15 protein-coding genes are annotated in these 16,166 nt (G+C 59.0%); 12 read left to right on the top strand and 3 right to left on the bottom strand.

What is annotated here, in order from left to right:
- The first annotated feature begins 63 nt into the window (after positions 1-63).
- The 8 genes from BMZ10_RS12120 (at position 64) to BMZ10_RS12085 (ending at position 9,447) form a co-directional block, all read left to right on the top strand.
- A complete protein-coding gene (locus BMZ10_RS12120; RefSeq protein WP_093461980.1) occupies positions 64-801 on the top strand; it encodes a response regulator in 738 nt (245 codons plus the stop codon).
- 6 nt (positions 802-807) lie between these two features.
- Entirely contained in the window at positions 808-2,268 is a 1,461-nt protein-coding gene (locus BMZ10_RS12115) for an ATP-binding protein (RefSeq protein ID WP_093461977.1), read from the top strand.
- A gap of 160 nt (positions 2,269-2,428) precedes the next feature.
- On the top strand, positions 2,429-3,715 hold the full coding sequence (locus BMZ10_RS12110; protein ID WP_093461974.1) for an ABC transporter substrate-binding protein: 1,287 nt from the start codon (positions 2,429-2,431) through the stop codon (positions 3,713-3,715).
- 163 nt (positions 3,716-3,878) lie between these two features.
- On the top strand, positions 3,879-4,787 hold the full coding sequence (locus BMZ10_RS12105; RefSeq protein WP_093461971.1) for a carbohydrate ABC transporter permease: 909 nt from the start codon (positions 3,879-3,881) through the stop codon (positions 4,785-4,787).
- The gene (locus BMZ10_RS12100; protein WP_093461968.1) at positions 4,780-5,625 is read left to right on the top strand and encodes a carbohydrate ABC transporter permease; all 846 of its coding nucleotides are present in this window, start codon (positions 4,780-4,782) and stop codon (positions 5,623-5,625) included. The genes BMZ10_RS12105 and BMZ10_RS12100 overlap by 8 nt, the downstream gene beginning before the upstream one ends.
- Before the next feature lie 2 nt (positions 5,626-5,627).
- A complete protein-coding gene (locus tag BMZ10_RS12095) occupies positions 5,628-6,788 on the top strand; it encodes an ABC transporter ATP-binding protein (protein WP_093461965.1) in 1,161 nt (386 codons plus the stop codon).
- Positions 6,789-6,925: 137 nt separating this feature from the next.
- Positions 6,926-8,281, top strand: coding sequence for a carbohydrate porin (locus BMZ10_RS12090; protein ID WP_093461962.1), 1,356 nt, complete (start codon positions 6,926-6,928; stop codon positions 8,279-8,281).
- A gap of 290 nt (positions 8,282-8,571) precedes the next feature.
- A complete protein-coding gene (locus BMZ10_RS12085) occupies positions 8,572-9,447 on the top strand; it encodes a D-hexose-6-phosphate mutarotase (protein ID WP_093461959.1) in 876 nt (291 codons plus the stop codon).
- 167 nt (positions 9,448-9,614) lie between these two features.
- On the opposite strand, the gene BMZ10_RS12080 is transcribed toward BMZ10_RS12085, so the two are convergent.
- Positions 9,615-10,484 (bottom strand): MurR/RpiR family transcriptional regulator, encoded by an 870-nt coding sequence (locus tag BMZ10_RS12080; RefSeq protein WP_093461956.1) that lies wholly within the window; start codon positions 10,482-10,484, stop codon positions 9,615-9,617.
- A gap of 230 nt (positions 10,485-10,714) precedes the next feature.
- On the opposite strand from BMZ10_RS12080, the gene zwf reads away from it, so the two are divergent.
- The 3 genes from zwf to BMZ10_RS12065 are packed head-to-tail and all read left to right on the top strand — an operon-like array spanning position 10,715 to position 13,582.
- Positions 10,715-12,184 carry a glucose-6-phosphate dehydrogenase gene (gene zwf / locus BMZ10_RS12075; RefSeq protein WP_093461953.1) on the top strand — a complete coding sequence of 490 codons (1,470 nt, stop codon included), beginning with the start codon at positions 10,715-10,717 and terminating at the stop codon, positions 12,182-12,184.
- Positions 12,171-12,890, top strand: coding sequence for a 6-phosphogluconolactonase (gene pgl / locus BMZ10_RS12070; RefSeq protein ID WP_093461950.1), 720 nt, complete (start codon positions 12,171-12,173; stop codon positions 12,888-12,890). Before zwf ends, pgl begins: the two co-directional genes overlap by 14 nt.
- 17 nt (positions 12,891-12,907) lie before the next feature.
- The gene (locus BMZ10_RS12065) at positions 12,908-13,582 is read left to right on the top strand and encodes a bifunctional 4-hydroxy-2-oxoglutarate aldolase/2-dehydro-3-deoxy-phosphogluconate aldolase (RefSeq protein WP_093461947.1); all 675 of its coding nucleotides are present in this window, start codon (positions 12,908-12,910) and stop codon (positions 13,580-13,582) included.
- A gap of 320 nt (positions 13,583-13,902) precedes the next feature.
- Here BMZ10_RS12065 and BMZ10_RS12060 read toward each other — a convergent pair whose 3' ends face one another.
- A complete protein-coding gene (locus tag BMZ10_RS12060) occupies positions 13,903-15,111 on the bottom strand; it encodes an aminotransferase class V-fold PLP-dependent enzyme (protein WP_256214482.1) in 1,209 nt (402 codons plus the stop codon).
- 28 nt (positions 15,112-15,139) lie between these two features.
- The gene (locus BMZ10_RS12055) at positions 15,140-15,403 is read right to left on the bottom strand and encodes a DUF3820 family protein (protein ID WP_093461944.1); all 264 of its coding nucleotides are present in this window, start codon (positions 15,401-15,403) and stop codon (positions 15,140-15,142) included.
- Between the two features lie 231 nt (positions 15,404-15,634).
- On the opposite strand from BMZ10_RS12055, the gene BMZ10_RS12050 reads away from it, so the two are divergent.
- Positions 15,635-16,105 (top strand): PA2169 family four-helix-bundle protein, encoded by a 471-nt coding sequence (locus tag BMZ10_RS12050; RefSeq protein WP_093461941.1) that lies wholly within the window; start codon positions 15,635-15,637, stop codon positions 16,103-16,105.
- The last annotated feature ends 61 nt before the right edge of the window (positions 16,106-16,166 follow it).

Raw genomic sequence — 16,166 nt, 5'->3', positions numbered from 1 at the left:
AGCTTGAGGCTTGTAGCTGCTTCTCTCATAACAACAATTTCAGTGCTTACAAGGACGACCAACGTGAACGCTGTCAGTAAATCGATTCTCGTTGTGGATGATGACGAGGAGATTCGCGAGTTGCTGCAAGCCTACCTGAGCCGATCGGGTTTTCAGGTGCGGGCAGTGGGCGACGGGGCGCAATTTCGTCAGGCGTTCAATGACGAGCCGAGCGACCTGCTGATTCTCGACGTCATGCTGCCCGACGAGGACGGCTTCAGCCTTTGCCGCTGGGTCAGGCAGCACCCGCGCCAGCCGCATATTCCCATCATCATGCTGACTGCCAGTTCCGACGAGGCTGACCGGGTCATCGGGCTGGAGCTCGGTGCCGACGACTACATGGCCAAACCCTTCAGCCCGCGTGAGCTTCAGGCGCGCATCAAGGCGTTGCTGCGGCGTGCCCAGTTCGGCCAGGAGCGCACCACAGGTGAAGTCCTGGTGTTCGATGAATGGCGTCTGGACATGGTCAGCCATCGTCTTTTTCACAGCGATGGCGAAGAGGTGATTCTCTCCGGCGCCGATTTCGCGCTGCTCAAGTTGTTTCTCGACAATCCTCAACAGATTCTCGATCGCGACACCATCGGCAATGCCACCCGCGGGCGCGAGCTGATGCCGCTGGAGCGCATCGTCGACATGGCGGTCAGCCGCCTGCGTCAGCGTCTTCGGGATACTGGCAAGGCGCCGCGGCTGATCCGCACGGTGCGAGGCAGTGGCTATCTGTTGGCAGCCAACGTGCTGCCACAAGCCAGCAACGGTTACTGACCCTCGATGGTCGTCGAGAAAAAGCGCCGTCTTCCGGTGCCGCGCTCGCTGTTGGGGCGCATGTTGCTGCTGACGCTGTTGGCGGTTTTGCTGGCCCAGACGCTGTCCAGCCTGATCTGGCTTTCGCAACTGCGCGCGACTCAAATGGAAGGCCTGATCACCAGCGCCCGCAGCCTGGGGTTCTCCATGGCGGCCAGCGTCAGTTATTTCCGGTCTTTACCCGTTGCGTTCCGTCCGCTGGTGCTCGATCAACTGCGCAGCATGGGCGGCACGCGATTCTTCGTTTCCCTGAACGACCGTCCGCTGGAGATGCAGGTGCTGGAACCGACGGTGCGCAAGTCGGCGGTCATCAACGTGGTCGGTCAGGTGTTGCGCCAGAATCTGGGCGCTGACCCCGACATCCTGGTGCGTTTCGTCCGGCCCGAAGACCTGCGCATCTTCAACAGCGGGCTGAAGCTCGACGAGCTGCCGCGTTCATGGGCCCATTACGCGCTGACGCTGGAGCCGGTGAATCCGCCGGTGCTGGTGACGCAGATCGAGCTGTCTCCCGGCGAGTGGCTGTACATCGCTTCATTGCTGCCCGAGCCCTACACAATGCTCGAAGAAGAAGGCCTGCCCTCGCAGCAGGTCTGGTTCATCGGTCTGACGAGCGTTTTCCTGCTGGTGTTCATCGGGCTGCTGGTGCACTGGCAGAGCGGCCCGTTGAAACGCCTGGCGCGTGCCGCGCGAGACCTGTCATTGGGCGCCGATGTCGAGCCGGTGGTGGAAGGTGGGGGCAGCGAAGTCATCGAAGTGACCCGCGCGTTCAACACGATGCGCGACCGGATCAGCCGCTACCTGACCGAGCGCGGGCAGCTGTTCAGCGCGATTTCCCACGATTTGCGCACGCCGATCACTCGATTGCGGCTGCGGGTCGAGCTGCTCGAAGACGAGAAGATGCAGGCCAAATTCACCCGGGACCTCGACGAGCTTGAGCTGTTGGTCAAAGGCGCGTTGCAGTGCGTGAAAGACACTGACATCCACGAGAACATCGAACCGGTCGACCTCAATCATGCACTGGACTGCCTGATCGAACCCTACGTTGCGCCAGAGGGCGCTGGCCGGGTGACGCTCAAAGGCAAGGCAATGTCGATGTTTTATGGCAAGCCGCTGGCGCTTCGGCGGTGCATGGGAAACCTCATCGACAACGCGATCAAATACGGCGACAAGGCGCACCTGACTATTGAAGACGATGCCGACGCGTTCGTGCTTCACGTGGAGGATGAAGGCCCAGGCGTGCCCGAGCAGCGTCTGGAGCAGGTCTTCGAGCCGCATTTTCGCTTGGCCGGCAAGCATCAGCAGGGCTATGGCCTGGGGCTGGGCATCGCACGCAACATCGCCCACAGCCATGGCGGCGAAGTGACGCTGCAGAACATGCGCGAAGGCGGGTTGCGGGTGACGCTGTATCTGCCGCGTGGGGTGGAGTGAGCGGCGCTCCTACAGGTTTATACGGGAGGTTTCGTGAATGTCACCAAGTTGTGACATTCGCGCATCCCTTCGTTACCGTCCGCTCTAGTCCCTTGGTTAGAATCCATGCAGCGCAAGCACCAAGACTTGCTCATGCATAACAACAAGAAAGGTCAAATAGATGAATTCGATTACCCGTCTCGCTGCACTTATTTCTCTCGCCTCGTTGTTCCCTCTGAGCGCCATGGCCGCTGATTCCAAAGGCACTGTCGAAGTCGTCCACTGGTGGACTTCCGGTGGCGAAAAAGCGGCAGTCGATGTGCTCAAGGCTCAAGTTGAAAAAGACGGATTCACCTGGAAAGACGGCGCTGTCGCAGGTGGCGGCGGCTCGACTGCCATGACCGTTCTGAAAAGCCGCGCCGTTGCCGGCAACCCGCCTGGGGTCGCCCAGATCAAAGGCCCTGACATTCAGGAATGGGCGTCCACTGGCCTGCTCGATACCGACGTGTTGAAAGACACCGCCAAGTCGGAGAAGTGGGACAGCCTGCTCGACAAGAAAGTCTCCGATACCGTGAAGTACGACGGTGATTACGTCGCCGTTCCCGTGAACATTCACCGCGTGAACTGGCTGTGGATCAACCCGGAAGTCTTCAAGAAAGCCGGTATTGAAAAAGCCCCGACCACCCTCGAAGAATTCTACGCCGCAGGCGACAAGCTCAAGAAAGCCGGCTTCATTCCGCTGGCTCACGGCGGTCAGCCTTGGCAGGACAGCACCGTGTTCGAGGCCGTCGTGCTGTCGGTCATGGGCGCAGACGGTTACAAGAAAGCCTTCGTCGACCTGGATAACGGCGCGTTGACCGGCCCTGAAATGATCAAGTCGCTGACTGAGCTAAAGAAAGTCGCCTCCTACATGGACCCGGACGGCAAAGGCCAGGACTGGAACCTGGAAGCCGCCAAGGTCATCAACGGCAAGGCCGGCATGCAGATCATGGGCGACTGGGCCAAGTCAGAATGGACCGCTGCCAAGAAGGTCGCCGGCAAGGACTATGAGTGCGTAGCGTTCCCTGGCACTGACAAGGCCTTCACCTACAACATCGACTCCCTGGCGGTGTTCAAGCAGAAGGATGCCGGCACTGCGGCAGGTCAGCAGGACATTGCCAAGGTGGTGCTGGGCGAGGACTTCCAGAAGGTCTTCAGCATCAACAAAGGCTCGATTCCGGTGCGTAACGACATGCTCGGCGACATGGGCAAGTACGGTTTCGACTCGTGCGCCCAGACCGCGGCCAAGGACTTCCTTGCAGACGCCAAAACCGGCGGCCTGCAGCCGAGCATGGCGCACAACATGGCGACTACGCTGGCCGTTCAAGGCGCGTTCTTTGACGTCGTGACCAACTTCATCAACGACCCGAAAGCCGATCCGGCTGATGCGGCGAAGAAGCTGGGCGCTGCAATCAAGGCCGCTAAATAGCAAGTAGCAGCAAAATCTGTAGGAGCGCGCTTGCCCGCGATCGTGTCGTGTCAGTCAACACTGATGAACCTGGCACAACTTATCGCGGGCAAGGTAGAGCGCTACCTCGGTCGCTCCTGCAGGGCGTATTTGCACTCTTCATCTTTCTGTACTGGATTTCACCATGAGTTCTGTTGCTGTGTTCAGCAAAGCCTCGCCGTTCGATGCACTGCAGCGCTGGCTACCCAAACTGGTGCTGGCGCCAAGCATGTTCATCGTATTGGTGGGCTTCTACGGCTACATCCTGTGGACGTTCGTTCTGTCGTTCACCAATTCCACTTTTCTGCCCAGCTACAAATGGGTGGGTCTGGCGCAATACGCGCGCTTGTTCGACAACGATCGTTGGTGGGTTGCGAGCAAGAACCTCGCTGTGTTCGGCGGGATGTTCATCGGCATCAGCATGGTCGTCGGCGTGCTGCTCGCCGTGTTCCTGGATCAGCGCATTCGTCGTGAAGGCTTCATTCGCACCATTTACCTGTACCCGATGGCGCTGTCGATGATCGTCACCGGTACGGCCTGGAAATGGCTGCTCAACCCGGGCATGGGCCTGGACAAATTACTGCGGGACTGGGGCTGGGAAGGCTTTCGTCTGGACTGGCTGATCGATCCGGATCGGGTGGTTTACTGCCTGGTCATCGCGGCTGTGTGGCAAGCGTCGGGCTTCATCATGGCCATGTTCCTGGCCGGCCTGCGGGGCGTCGATCAGTCGATCATCCGCGCAGCGCAGATCGATGGCGCAAGCATGCCGAAAATCTACTGGAAAGTGGTGCTGCCAAGCCTGCGTCCGGTGTTCTTCAGTGCCGTGATGATTCTGGCGCACATCGCAATCAAGAGCTTCGACCTTGTTGCGGCGATGACGGCGGGTGGTCCTGGCTATTCCTCCGACCTGCCTGCCATGTTCATGTATTCCTTCACATTCAGCCGCGGCCAGATGGGCATGGGCTCGGCCAGTGCGATCCTGATGCTCGGTGCGATTCTCGCGATCCTGGTGCCCTATCTGTATTCGGAGTTGAGGGCCAAGCGCAATGACTAGTCTCGCCGGCAAACCTTCCATCAGCCTGAGCCGCGTTGCGATTTACGCGGTGCTCATCGCGGCTGTCCTGATTTACCTGGTGCCGCTGGTGGTGATGCTGTTGACCAGCTTCAAGTCGCCTGAAGACATCGGCACCGGCAACCTGCTCAGCTGGCCCGCCGAAGTGACCACCATCGGCTGGATCAAAGCCTGGGCCACTGTAAAGGGCTACTTCTGGAACTCGTTCCTGATCACCGTTCCGGCGGTGCTGATCTCCACCGCCATCGGTGCGTTGAACGGCTACGTGTTGTCGATGTGGCGCTTCCGCGGCTCGCAGTTGTTTTTCGGTCTGTTGCTGTTCGGTTGCTTCCTGCCATTCCAGACCGTCCTGCTGCCGGCATCGTTCACCCTCGGCAAGATGGGGCTGGCCAGCACCACGACCGGGCTGGTGTTGGTGCACGTGGTTTACGGGCTGGCGTTCACGACGCTGTTCTTTCGCAACTACTACGTCAGCATTCCGGATGCTCTGGTGAAGGCCGCTCGCCTGGATGGCGCAGGCTTCTTCACGATTTTCCGTCGGATCATTCTGCCGATGTCGACACCGATCATCATGGTCTGCCTGATCTGGCAATTTACCCAGATCTGGAACGACTTCCTGTTCGGCGTGGTGTTCTCCAGTGGTGACTCGCAGCCGATCACGGTGGCGCTGAACAACCTGGTCAACACCAGCACCGGCGTCAAGGAATACAACGTTGATATGGCAGCGGCGATGATCGCCGGACTGCCGACCCTGCTGGTCTACGTGGTCGCAGGCAAGTATTTCGTGCGCGGGCTGACGGCCGGCGCAGTCAAGGGGTAATCATGGCAACGCTTGAACTTCGCAATGTAAACAAGACATACGGGACCGGTCTGCCGGACACCCTCAAGAACATCGAGCTGTCGATCAAGGACGGCGAGTTCCTGATTCTGGTGGGGCCTTCGGGCTGCGGTAAGTCGACCCTGATGAACTGCATCGCAGGTCTTGAGAACATCACTGGCGGCGCGATCATGATTGGCGACCAGGATGTCAGCGGCATGAGCCCCAAGGATCGCGACATCGCGATGGTGTTCCAGTCCTACGCGCTGTACCCGACCATGAGCGTGCGCGAAAACATCGAGTTCGGCCTGAAGATTCGCAAGATGAGCCAGACGGACATCGACGCCGAAGTCGCCCGCGTGGCCAAGCTGCTGCAGATCGAACACTTGCTCAACCGCAAGCCGGGCCAGTTGTCCGGTGGTCAGCAACAGCGTGTGGCGATGGGCCGAGCACTGGCGCGTCGTCCAAAAATCTACCTGTTCGACGAGCCTCTTTCCAACCTCGACGCCAAGCTGCGGGTCGAGATGCGCACGGAAATGAAGCTGATGCACCAGCGTCTGAAGACCACCACGGTCTACGTGACCCACGACCAGATCGAGGCGATGACGCTGGGCGACAAAGTGGCAGTCATGAAGGACGGGATCATTCAGCAGTTCGGCACGCCGAAGCAGATCTACAATGATCCGGCCAATCTGTTCGTTGCCAGCTTCATCGGTTCGCCGCCAATGAACTTCATCCCGCTGCGGCTGCAACGCAAGGACGGTCGGCTGGTTGCGTTGCTCGACAGCGGCCAGGCGCGCTGTGAGCTGCCGATGAACATGAACGACGCGGGCCTCGAAGACCGTGAGGTGATTCTGGGCCTTCGTCCTGAGCAGATCGTGCTAGCGTCCGGCGAGGCTGCGGGGATGCCGACCATTCGCGCCGAGGTTCAGGTTACCGAACCGACTGGCCCGGATACGCTGGTCTTCGTGACCCTCAATGACAGCAAGGTCTGCTGCCGACTGGCGCCAGACGTCGCCCCTGCGGTGGGCGAGACACTGACGTTGCAATTCGATCCAGCCAAGGTTCTGCTGTTCGACGCCAAAAGCGGCGAGCGTCTGGGGGCTCTGGGAAAGTCTCAACCGGTTGAAAACATGGGGAACGTCACGCGGCTTAACCGCAACTGATCCCGTAAGCAGGAGCACTTCATCAACGAGCACATCTGACAGGCCGATTTCTGCCGTAAAAGAGGCCTGTCAGGCACACGAAGCAAGTGGTTACAACGCTGTTCATAGCTAATAACAATAAAACGAGGATTTAAGGGATGAAGAAGGTACGAAGCAAATCGCTTAACCAGTTTCAGTTGATCGGTGGGTTGTCTGTTCTGAGTGCGCTGACGATTTCCGGAACGGCCTCTGCAATGGAGCCGTTCAAAGCCAGCGAACACTTGACCGGTGACTGGGGTGGTCTGCGCCAGGAGCTGTATGACAAGGGTTACGACTTCCCCATCGAGTATGTTGGCGAAGCCGCCTCCAACCTCAATGGCGGCTACAACGATGACCGCACTGGCCGCTACAGCGATCAGTTCGCGTTTGGTGTGCAGATGGATCTGCAGAAAATCCTCGGTTGGCATGATGCGGAATTCAAGCTGGCGATCACCGAGCGTAGCGGTAACAACATTTCCAACGACCGTATCGGCGACCCGCGCGCCGGCACACTCAGCTCCTCGCAGGAAGTCTGGGGTCGTGGTCAGACCTGGCGTCTGACGCAAATGTGGGTCAAGCAGAAGTACTTCGACGGCGCCCTGGACATCAAGGTCGGTCGTTTCGGTGAGGGCGAGGACTTCAACAGCTTCCCATGCGACTTCCAGAACCTTTCGTTCTGCGGCTCGCAGGTCGGTAACTACGTGAACACCTGGTACAACTGGCCAGTCAGCCAGTGGGCATTGCGCGTGAAATACAACATCACGCCGGAAGTCTTCGCCCAGATCGGTGTCTACGAACAGAACCCTTCGTACCTGGAAACCGGCAACAGCTTCAAGCTCAGTGGCAGCGGCTCGCAAGGGACCGTGGTGCCTGTGGAAGTGGTCTGGTCGCCAACCGTCAACTCGCTGCCAGGCGAATACCGTCTGGGTTATTACATCAGTAACCCAAGCGCGGACGACCTCTACGAGAACGAAGCAGGTCAGCCTCAAGCCACCAATGGCGGCGACTTCAAGTCCCACAAGGACAAGCACGGCTGGTGGGTCGTGGCTCAGCAACAGCTGACCAGCCACAACGGCGACACGTCCCGTGGTCTGAGCATCTTCGCCAACGCCACTGTGCATGACAAAGCCACCAACTTCGTCGACAACTATCAGCAGATCGGTTTCGTCTACAAAGGCCCGTTCGATGCCCGTCCGAAGGATGACATCGGTATCGGTGTCGCGCGTATCCACGTGAACGACGATGCCCAGGACAACCGTCGCCTGGTCAACGCCGTCAACGGGATCGACGACTACGACAACCCGGGTTACCTGCCGATCCAGAAGACCGAATACAACTCGGAAATCTACTACGGTGTACACGTCACCGACTGGCTGACCGTGCGTCCTAACCTGCAATACGTGAAGAGCCCAGGCGGTGTGGACGAGGTCCAGAACGCGCTGGTAGCAGGCATCAAGATTCAATCGAAGTTCTGACGCTGCGATCGTGTGCGGACCCGCTCCTCCGCACACCTCTCTGATGTGCTTCACAAACGATCAAGGGTCGTGTGTGCTTTACGGGCAGCCAGGCTGCCCGTTTTTTTTGTGCGGCACCCAGCCTCGTTTTTCGGGGTGTTTTTTTGGTTTTGCATCTGCCGTCCTTGGCAAGGACGGCGCTTGTCCGCGAGGACAGTCTGCCTGCGAAACAACGTTCGACGCAGCACAATCGTCGACAGGCAGCGCCGCTGCAAAGGACAAATGAATCCATTCTCTGGACTGGTACAGCAATGGCTAACAGGGACACAGAGTCGCTTGAGCATCCGCTTCAGCGCTTTTATACCTCGGTCCGGCCTCAGCCGACTTTTCAGTGGGAACGTCATCAGCAACGCGATGTGCTGATCATCGATCATCCCCAGTGTCAGGCGGTGTTCAGTCGGCAGGGCGCTCAGCTGCTGCATTTTCAGCCCAAGGGTCAGAAACCGTGGTTGTGGTGTGCGTCGCAGTGGCCCAATGTCGGTGCGATCCGAGGTGGCGTGCCTGTCTGCTGGCCGTGGGTGGGGCGTCATCCCGGTGAGGGCGGCTGGCCTGTTCATGGCTGGGGGCGCTTGCTCGACTGGAAACTGATTGACAGCCAGACCCATGACGCGAGCGTGTCGCTGCATTGGCGACTGTCGTTGTGGGATTGGCAAGCCGATCTGCATGCCGAGCTGGGGCAGGGCATGGATCTGCGGCTCGAAACCCGCCATGAAGACAGCGAGCCCTGCCACTTCGGGCATGCACTGCACGCCTACTGGCGCATCAGCGATATCGCCGACGTTGCGCTCGAGGGGCTCGACGGTGCGCAGGGCTACGACGAGCTCAGTCGCAGCCATTGTGAGCAAAAGGGCGAGTTGCGGGTGATGGGCTGTTGTCAACGCGTGTTCGAGCATGCAGGACCGCTGGCGCTGCAGGACGATGCGTGGTCGCGTCGGTTGAGCATCGACATGAGCGACAGCGACAGCACGGTGGTCTGGCATCCCGGCAATCGACCGTTGCTGGGTGTTGGCGGCGATGAAGCACAGGGCTTCTTGCGACTGGAGGCCGTGTCAGGCATCGATGATGGATTGGGTCTTGCTCCCGGGCAGCAGGCGCGGTTGAGCTTGCAGGCGCAACTGATGCATTGATTGCGAAGCCCTGTAGGAGCGTGGCTTGTCCCGCGACCGGCGGGGAACCCGTCGCAAAATCAGACAATGCGGCGGATCAGTTGCACCAGATTTGCAGATTTCACTGCCGGTGCCCGGCAGGTCGCGGGACAAGCCACGCTCCTACAGAACAGTGCCTGATGAACGCGTTAATTCAACTCATCATCCGCCGGATAGCGGCTGGCATTGAGGCTTTCCTTGATCTTGCGCAGGTGCGGCTGGAAATCCACGCCGCGGCGCAACGTCATGCCGGTCGCGAGCACGTCCAACACGGTCAGCTGAACGATACGTGATGTCATGGGCATATAGATGTCGGTGTCTTCGGGCAGCGGGATGTTCAGGCTCAACGTGCTGGCCTTCGCCAGCGGTGAGTCGGCCGCGGTCAGGCCGAGCACCGACGCGCCGTTCTCGCGGGCGATGCGCGCCACTTCCACCAGCTCGCGCGTGCGACCGGTGTAGGAAATGATCACGAACAGCTCGCCGGTATGCGCCACGGACGCCAGCATGCGCTGCACCAGCACATCGGCATGGGCCGTCACCGCCAGATTGAAGCGGAAGAATTTATGCTGTGCATCCAGCGCCACAGGTGCCGATGCCCCCAACCCGAAAAAGTGGATCTGACGCGCCTGGATCAACAGGTCGACGGCTTTGCTGATCAGGTTCGGGTCGAGCACCTGACAGACGCTGTCGAGCGACGCGATGGCGCTGGCAAAAATCTTGCGCGTGTAGGCTTCCGGATTGTCATCGGCTTCAACGGCCCGACTGACATACGCCGCACCGCTGGCCAGGCTTTGCGCCAGCTGCAGTTTGAGCTCCGGATAACCGCTGACGTCGAACGAGCGGCAGAAGCGATTAACGGTCGGCTCGCTGACCTTTGCCGCCTGCGCCAGCGCAGCGATACTGAAGCGTGTGGCCTGCTGAGGGTTGCTCAGAATCACTTCGGCGACCTTGCGTTCAGCCTTGTTCAACTCGTCGAGACGGCTCTGGATCTGCTCCAGAAGATTGCGTACGCGGTCCATTCAAAGTCCTTTCATGAAGCTGCAACAGGCTGATCTATGGGCCTTTATTAAAAAGGTAGTGACGTGGGCCTTTAGCCTGTAGCAAAGGTGGCCTATCGTACTGAGGGCCTGTGGTGATCACCACTGTAATGTGGTTTCAGAAGAAATGTTGTGGTTATTACTACATTTGGCCTTGAGTAACGCCTTTAAAAAAGGTATTTGTAGCCTAACTTGATAAAAGAACCAACATTATGCTCTCGATTACGGTTGAACCGTGCACTTTTGCCTTGTTTGGTGCCTTGGGTGACCTGGCAGTGCGCAAACTGTTTCCTGCGTTGTACCAGCTTGATCGGGCTGGACTGCTGCATGCCGAGACCCGAATTCTTGCCTTGGCCCGTGAGCCCGGAACTCCTCAGGAGCATCTGGCCTACATCGACAAAAGCCTGCGCCGTTTCGTCCCCGAGGCGCAGCTTGAGAGTGAGCACGTGGAGCGTTTTCAGGCACGCCTGAGCTACCTGCACGTGGACTTCCTCAAAGGCGACGACTACGTTGCGCTTGCCGAGGAAGTGGGCGACGCACAGACCATGATCGCCTACTTCGCCACGCCGGCGTCGGTGTACGGCGCCATCTGTGAAAACCTTGCGCTGGTCGGCCTGACCGATCGCACGCGCGCCGTGCTTGAAAAGCCTATCGGCCATGACCTGGCATCTTCGCGCCGGGTCAATGACGCCGTGGCCAAATTCCTTCCGGAAAACCGCGTTTACCGGATCGACCATTATCTGGGCAAAGACACCGTACAGAACCTCATCGCGCTTCGCTTTGCCAACAGCCTGTTCGAAACCCAATGGAACCAGAACTACATTTCCCACGTTGAGATTACTGTGGCGGAGAAAGTGGGCATCGAGGGCCGCTGGGGTTATTTCGATCAGGCGGGTCAACTGCGTGACATGATCCAGAACCACTTGTTGCAGCTGTTGTGCCTGATTGCCATGGACCCGCCCAGCGATCTGTCTGCCGACAGCATCCGCGACGAGAAGGTGAAAGTGCTCAAGGCACTGGCACCGTTCACGCCCGAACGCCTCGCCACCCAGGTGGTTCGCGGGCAGTACATTGCCGGCTACAGCGAGGGCAAGCCGGTCCCCGGTTATCTGGAAGAGGAAAACTCCAACACCCAGAGCGACACCGAAACGTTCGTTGCCATTCGTGCCGATATCCGTAACTGGCGCTGGGCAGGGGTTCCGTTCTATCTGCGTACCGGCAAGCGCATGCCGCAGAAGCTGTCGCAGATCGTGATTCACTTCAAGGAACCGCCGCACTACATCTTTGCTCCCGAACAGCGGATGCAGATCAGCAACCGTCTGATCATTCGCCTGCAGCCCGACGAAGGTATCTCGCTGCAAGTGATGACCAAGGATCAGGGGCTGGATAAAGGCATGCAATTGCGCAGCAATCCTTTGCAACTGAGCTTCTCCGACGCCTACCGCAGCGCCCGCATCCCGGATGCGTACGAGCGGTTGTTGTTGGAGGTCATGCGTGGCAATCAGAACCTGTTTGTCCGCAAAGATGAGATCGAGTATGCGTGGCAGTGGTGCGACCAGCTGATTGCCGGTTGGAAGAAGGCGGGCGATGCGCCCAAGCCTTACGCGGCAGGCTCCTGGGGACCAATGAGTTCCATTGCGCTCATTACTCGTGACGGGAGGTCCTGGTATGGCGATATGTGAACTTGAATTTCCAGCGGGTCTGAAAGCCCTGGAATTCGATAATCCCGAATTGCTGGCCAATGCGCTGGCCGATCACGTGGCCGAGCGTTTGAGCGCGGCCATTTCCAGTAACCCGCATGGCGTGGCCACGCTGGTCGTCTCAGGCGGCAAAAGCCCGGTGGCGTTCTTCCAGGCACTGGCGCAGAAGCCGATTCAATGGTCCAAAGTCTGCATCAGCCTCGCTGACGAGCGTTGGGTGCCGACCGAACACGCCGACAGCAATGCCGGCCTGCTCAAGCGTTATCTGTTTCAGGGGCCGGCAGCGGCAGCGGGCTTCTTCAGCCTGTATCGCCCGACCACGACGCTGGATGAAGCAGCGGCCGCCACCGACGAGGCGCTCAAAGAGCTGCCGAAGATCGATGTGCTGGTGCTGGGCATGGGCGACGACGGCCACACGGCCTCGCTGTTCCCTGACAGCCCGAACCTGGCCGAGGCGCTGGATCTGAACAGCGAACGCCGTTGCCTGCCGATGCAGGCGCCCACTGTGCCTCATCAGCGCCTGACCATGACGCGTTCGCTTCTGGCGTCGGCCGCAACGCCAATCCTGTCCATTTCCGGGCAGGCAAAACTGGAAACCCTGCGCAAGGCGCTGGCGGGCGATGACCTCGCTGAAATGCCGGTGCGTGCGTTTCTCAACCCGTCTTTAGAGATCTACTGGTGCCCATAAGCAAAGGATCAGCCGCCATGGAGAAAAACCAAGTGAAACAGCCGTTGAATAGCATGGCGAGCAAGATTGCCCAGATCGACGAACTCTGCGCAAAAGCGAAGATTCTGCCGGTCATCACCATTGCACGTGAACAGGACGTGCTGCCGCTGGCCGATGCGCTGGCGGCGGGCGGCCTGAACGCGCTGGAAGTCACCCTGCGTTCCGAGTTCGGTCTCAAGGCCATCCGCACCTTGCGTGATGCGCGTCCTGAACTGTGCGTGGGCGCCGGCACTATTCTCGATCGCCACATGCTCAAGGCGGCCGAGGAGGCCGGTTCGCAATTCATCGTCACGCCGGGCAGCACCCAGGATCTGCTGGAAGCCGGGGCGCAAAGCGAGTTGCCGCTGTTGCCGGGCATCAGCAGCGCGTCGGAAATCATGATCGGTTATGCGCTGGGCTACCGCCGCTTCAAGCTGTTTCCCGCTGAGATCAGCGGCGGCGTCGGTGCGATCAAAGCACTGGGCGGCCCGTTCCCCGAAGTGCGTTTCTGCCCCACAGGCGGCGTCAGCGCTGCCAACCTGAAGAGCTACATGGCACTGCCGAACGTCATGTGCGTGGGCGGTACCTGGATGATCGACAACGCATGGGTCAAGAACGGTGACTGGCAGCGTATTACCGACGCCACGGCTGAGGCGATCGCACTGTTCGATTGATTGTTGTTGACCGACGATACGTCGAGGACGGACAGCTGGCGTTCAAGCGCAGGCTGTTCTAATCGTCGTCGGCGAAGAGTTGAAGAGATTGCGCTGCCTGACCCTCGCACGGCAGCGCAGCCAAAGAAGTCGTTGTTGCATGGCTGTTTGACGGTGCTCCTTGGTCAGGAGCGCCGTTTTTTTTCGTCTGCCGGTTCAGCGATAAATATGTACCGCACGGGCGCCGTATGAAGTGGATATCTTGGCCGCTCCTTTGTAGTTCGTTTCTTTGGTTTTTGCGGCGCCCTGTCAACAGGGCGCCGTTTTTTTTGGGGTCAAGCTCAGGCCAGCGCACGCAGCGCCGCCACGAGCCGCGCCATGTCTTCGGCGCGGGTGGTGAAGCCTGGCGTGATGCGGATGCAAGGCCCGCAACCTGCGCCGTAGCGTGTCACAGCGAGGATTCCATGTTCATCCAGCAGTCGTTGGGCCATGACCTGCTGATCTTCGTGGCGGGTGAAGCGAAACGAGGTAATCCCGCAATAAAGCCTTGGATCGTCCGGCGTCAGAACTTCGATGCCCTCGATCCCACGCGCTTCCTTGACCCACAAATCGCGCAGGTAGGCCAGCCGCGCGCCCTTGACCGCCGAGCCGCCGATCGCCCGATGCTCGGCAAATACGGTGGGTAATGTCATCAGCGCGGGGATGTTCGGCGTGCCATAGGGCACGCGGCCCAGGATGTCGTCGTCGGCATAACGCGTGTCGCCCATGTCCGGGTCGATCGCTGCGAGTCTCCCCTGGCGGACGTAGACAAAGCCCAGACTCAGCGGCGCGCCCATCCATTTCTGCAGGTTGAACCCTGCGAACGGGACGTTGAGGGCTTCCAGCTCGAAATCCAGTTGGCCCAGCGCATGGGCTCCGTCCAAGATGACATCGACGCCATGAGATCGGGCAAGGTCAGTGAGGTCCTGAACCGGCATCACCAGGCCCGTGCGATGGGTCACATGGGTCAGCGCCATCAGTTTGATCCCAGGGTTGGCAACGAATGCCTCGCGATAGCTTTGCAGCAGCGATTCGTACGTTGCGGGATGCCGATGGGTGATCTCGACAATGCCCGCACCGCAGCGCCTTGCCAGCCAGCGCATGGCGGTCTGCACACTGTTGTAGTCCAGATCGCTGATGAGGACCTGCTCGCCGGGCTGCAGCTCGTTGTAGTTGCGGATGAGCGTCTGCAATGACTCGGTGGCGCAGCGGGTGAGCGCGATTTCGTGGGCGCCGACCCCCAGCAGTTGAGCAAGGTCGGCGCGGATGACTTCGCTGTCGTGCGTATCGAACCGCTGGCGTACGTAGACAGCGTTACTGCGGTTGACGTACGCCAGGTTCTGCTCGTACTGACGCAACACTTCGCGGGTCATGCGGCCGAAATAGCCGTATTCAAGGTTGAGCGCCCCGGGCTCGACGTCGTATCGCTGTGCAACGTCTTTCCAGAATGCTTCGTCCCGGGCGCGTTGGTCGGTCTGTTCGGCTGTGGTGCTCATAGGAATGCTGGTCATCAGGCCGCTCGTGCGTTCAGTGAAAAGGTCAGGAAAAGCGAATCGGTAGCTTCACCGGGCTGCTGCGCAATAATTCCCGAGGGCGGGTACGCAACGGATCGAGTAGCGAGGACAGCCCGTTATGGTCGATTTCATGCATCAGCGCCAGCAGACTGCCCAGCTCTCCAGCGGGAAATCCTTTACGGGCAAACCAGTTCAGGTAGTCGCCAGGCAGATCAACCAGCAGGCGACCTTTGTACTTCCCGTACGGCATCTCCCGCTCGACTAACAACTTGAGTTTTTCAGGACTCATACGGTTGCCGTTTGTCCGTTTCAATGAACTTGGAAGATACGTGCATTCTGCAATTCCGCCAACGGACAGATCATGCATAAAGCGCGGTGTGACTGTATGGATATATGCCTAACTTATTGATTAATAATGAATTTATCGTTTTCTAAAAACTGGCACGCGCTCTGCAATGATTCTCCTATCGAATTTGGATGCATCAATACTTCGATTAACCTGCCAGAAAGGAACAGCAAAATGACAGATATCAATAAAGAAGCGATCTCGGTACTGAATGATCTGATCGAGACCAGCATTGACGGCGAGAAAGGGTTCCACACAGCTGCCGAAGATATCAAAAACCCTGAAATCAAAGCGTACTTCCTTTCCCGGTCCTCAGAGTGCAAAACTGCAGTGGCTGAGCTTCAGGCTGAAGTTCGTACCTTGGGCGGTGATCCGGATAAAACCTCCAGCGCTGCTGGCGGCCTGCATCGTCTTTGGGTAGAGCTCAAAGCGGCAGTGACCGGCAAGAGCGACGAAGCGGTGCTGAACGAAGTCGAACGCGGCGAAGACCATGCGCTGAAGGCTTATAAAGAAGCGCTGCAGAAGGCAACCGAAAAGAACTTGCCTGTGAACGTCACCGGCCTGATTCAGCGTCAGCTGACTGGCGTGCAAGCCAATCATGACAAAGTGAAAGCACTGCGTGACTCGGTTCGCCGCGCAAGCTGATTCGACTTGGCAGTACAAAAAGAACGCCAGCCAGTCTGGCGTTTTTTTATGCCTGACGATT

The sequence above is a fragment of the Pseudomonas sp. NFR16 genome, from assembly GCF_900108875.1.
Classification (GTDB): domain Bacteria; phylum Pseudomonadota; class Gammaproteobacteria; order Pseudomonadales; family Pseudomonadaceae; genus Aquipseudomonas.
Note: the sequence above shows the minus strand (reverse complement) of the source record. Positions and strands in the feature narration are given on the sequence as shown.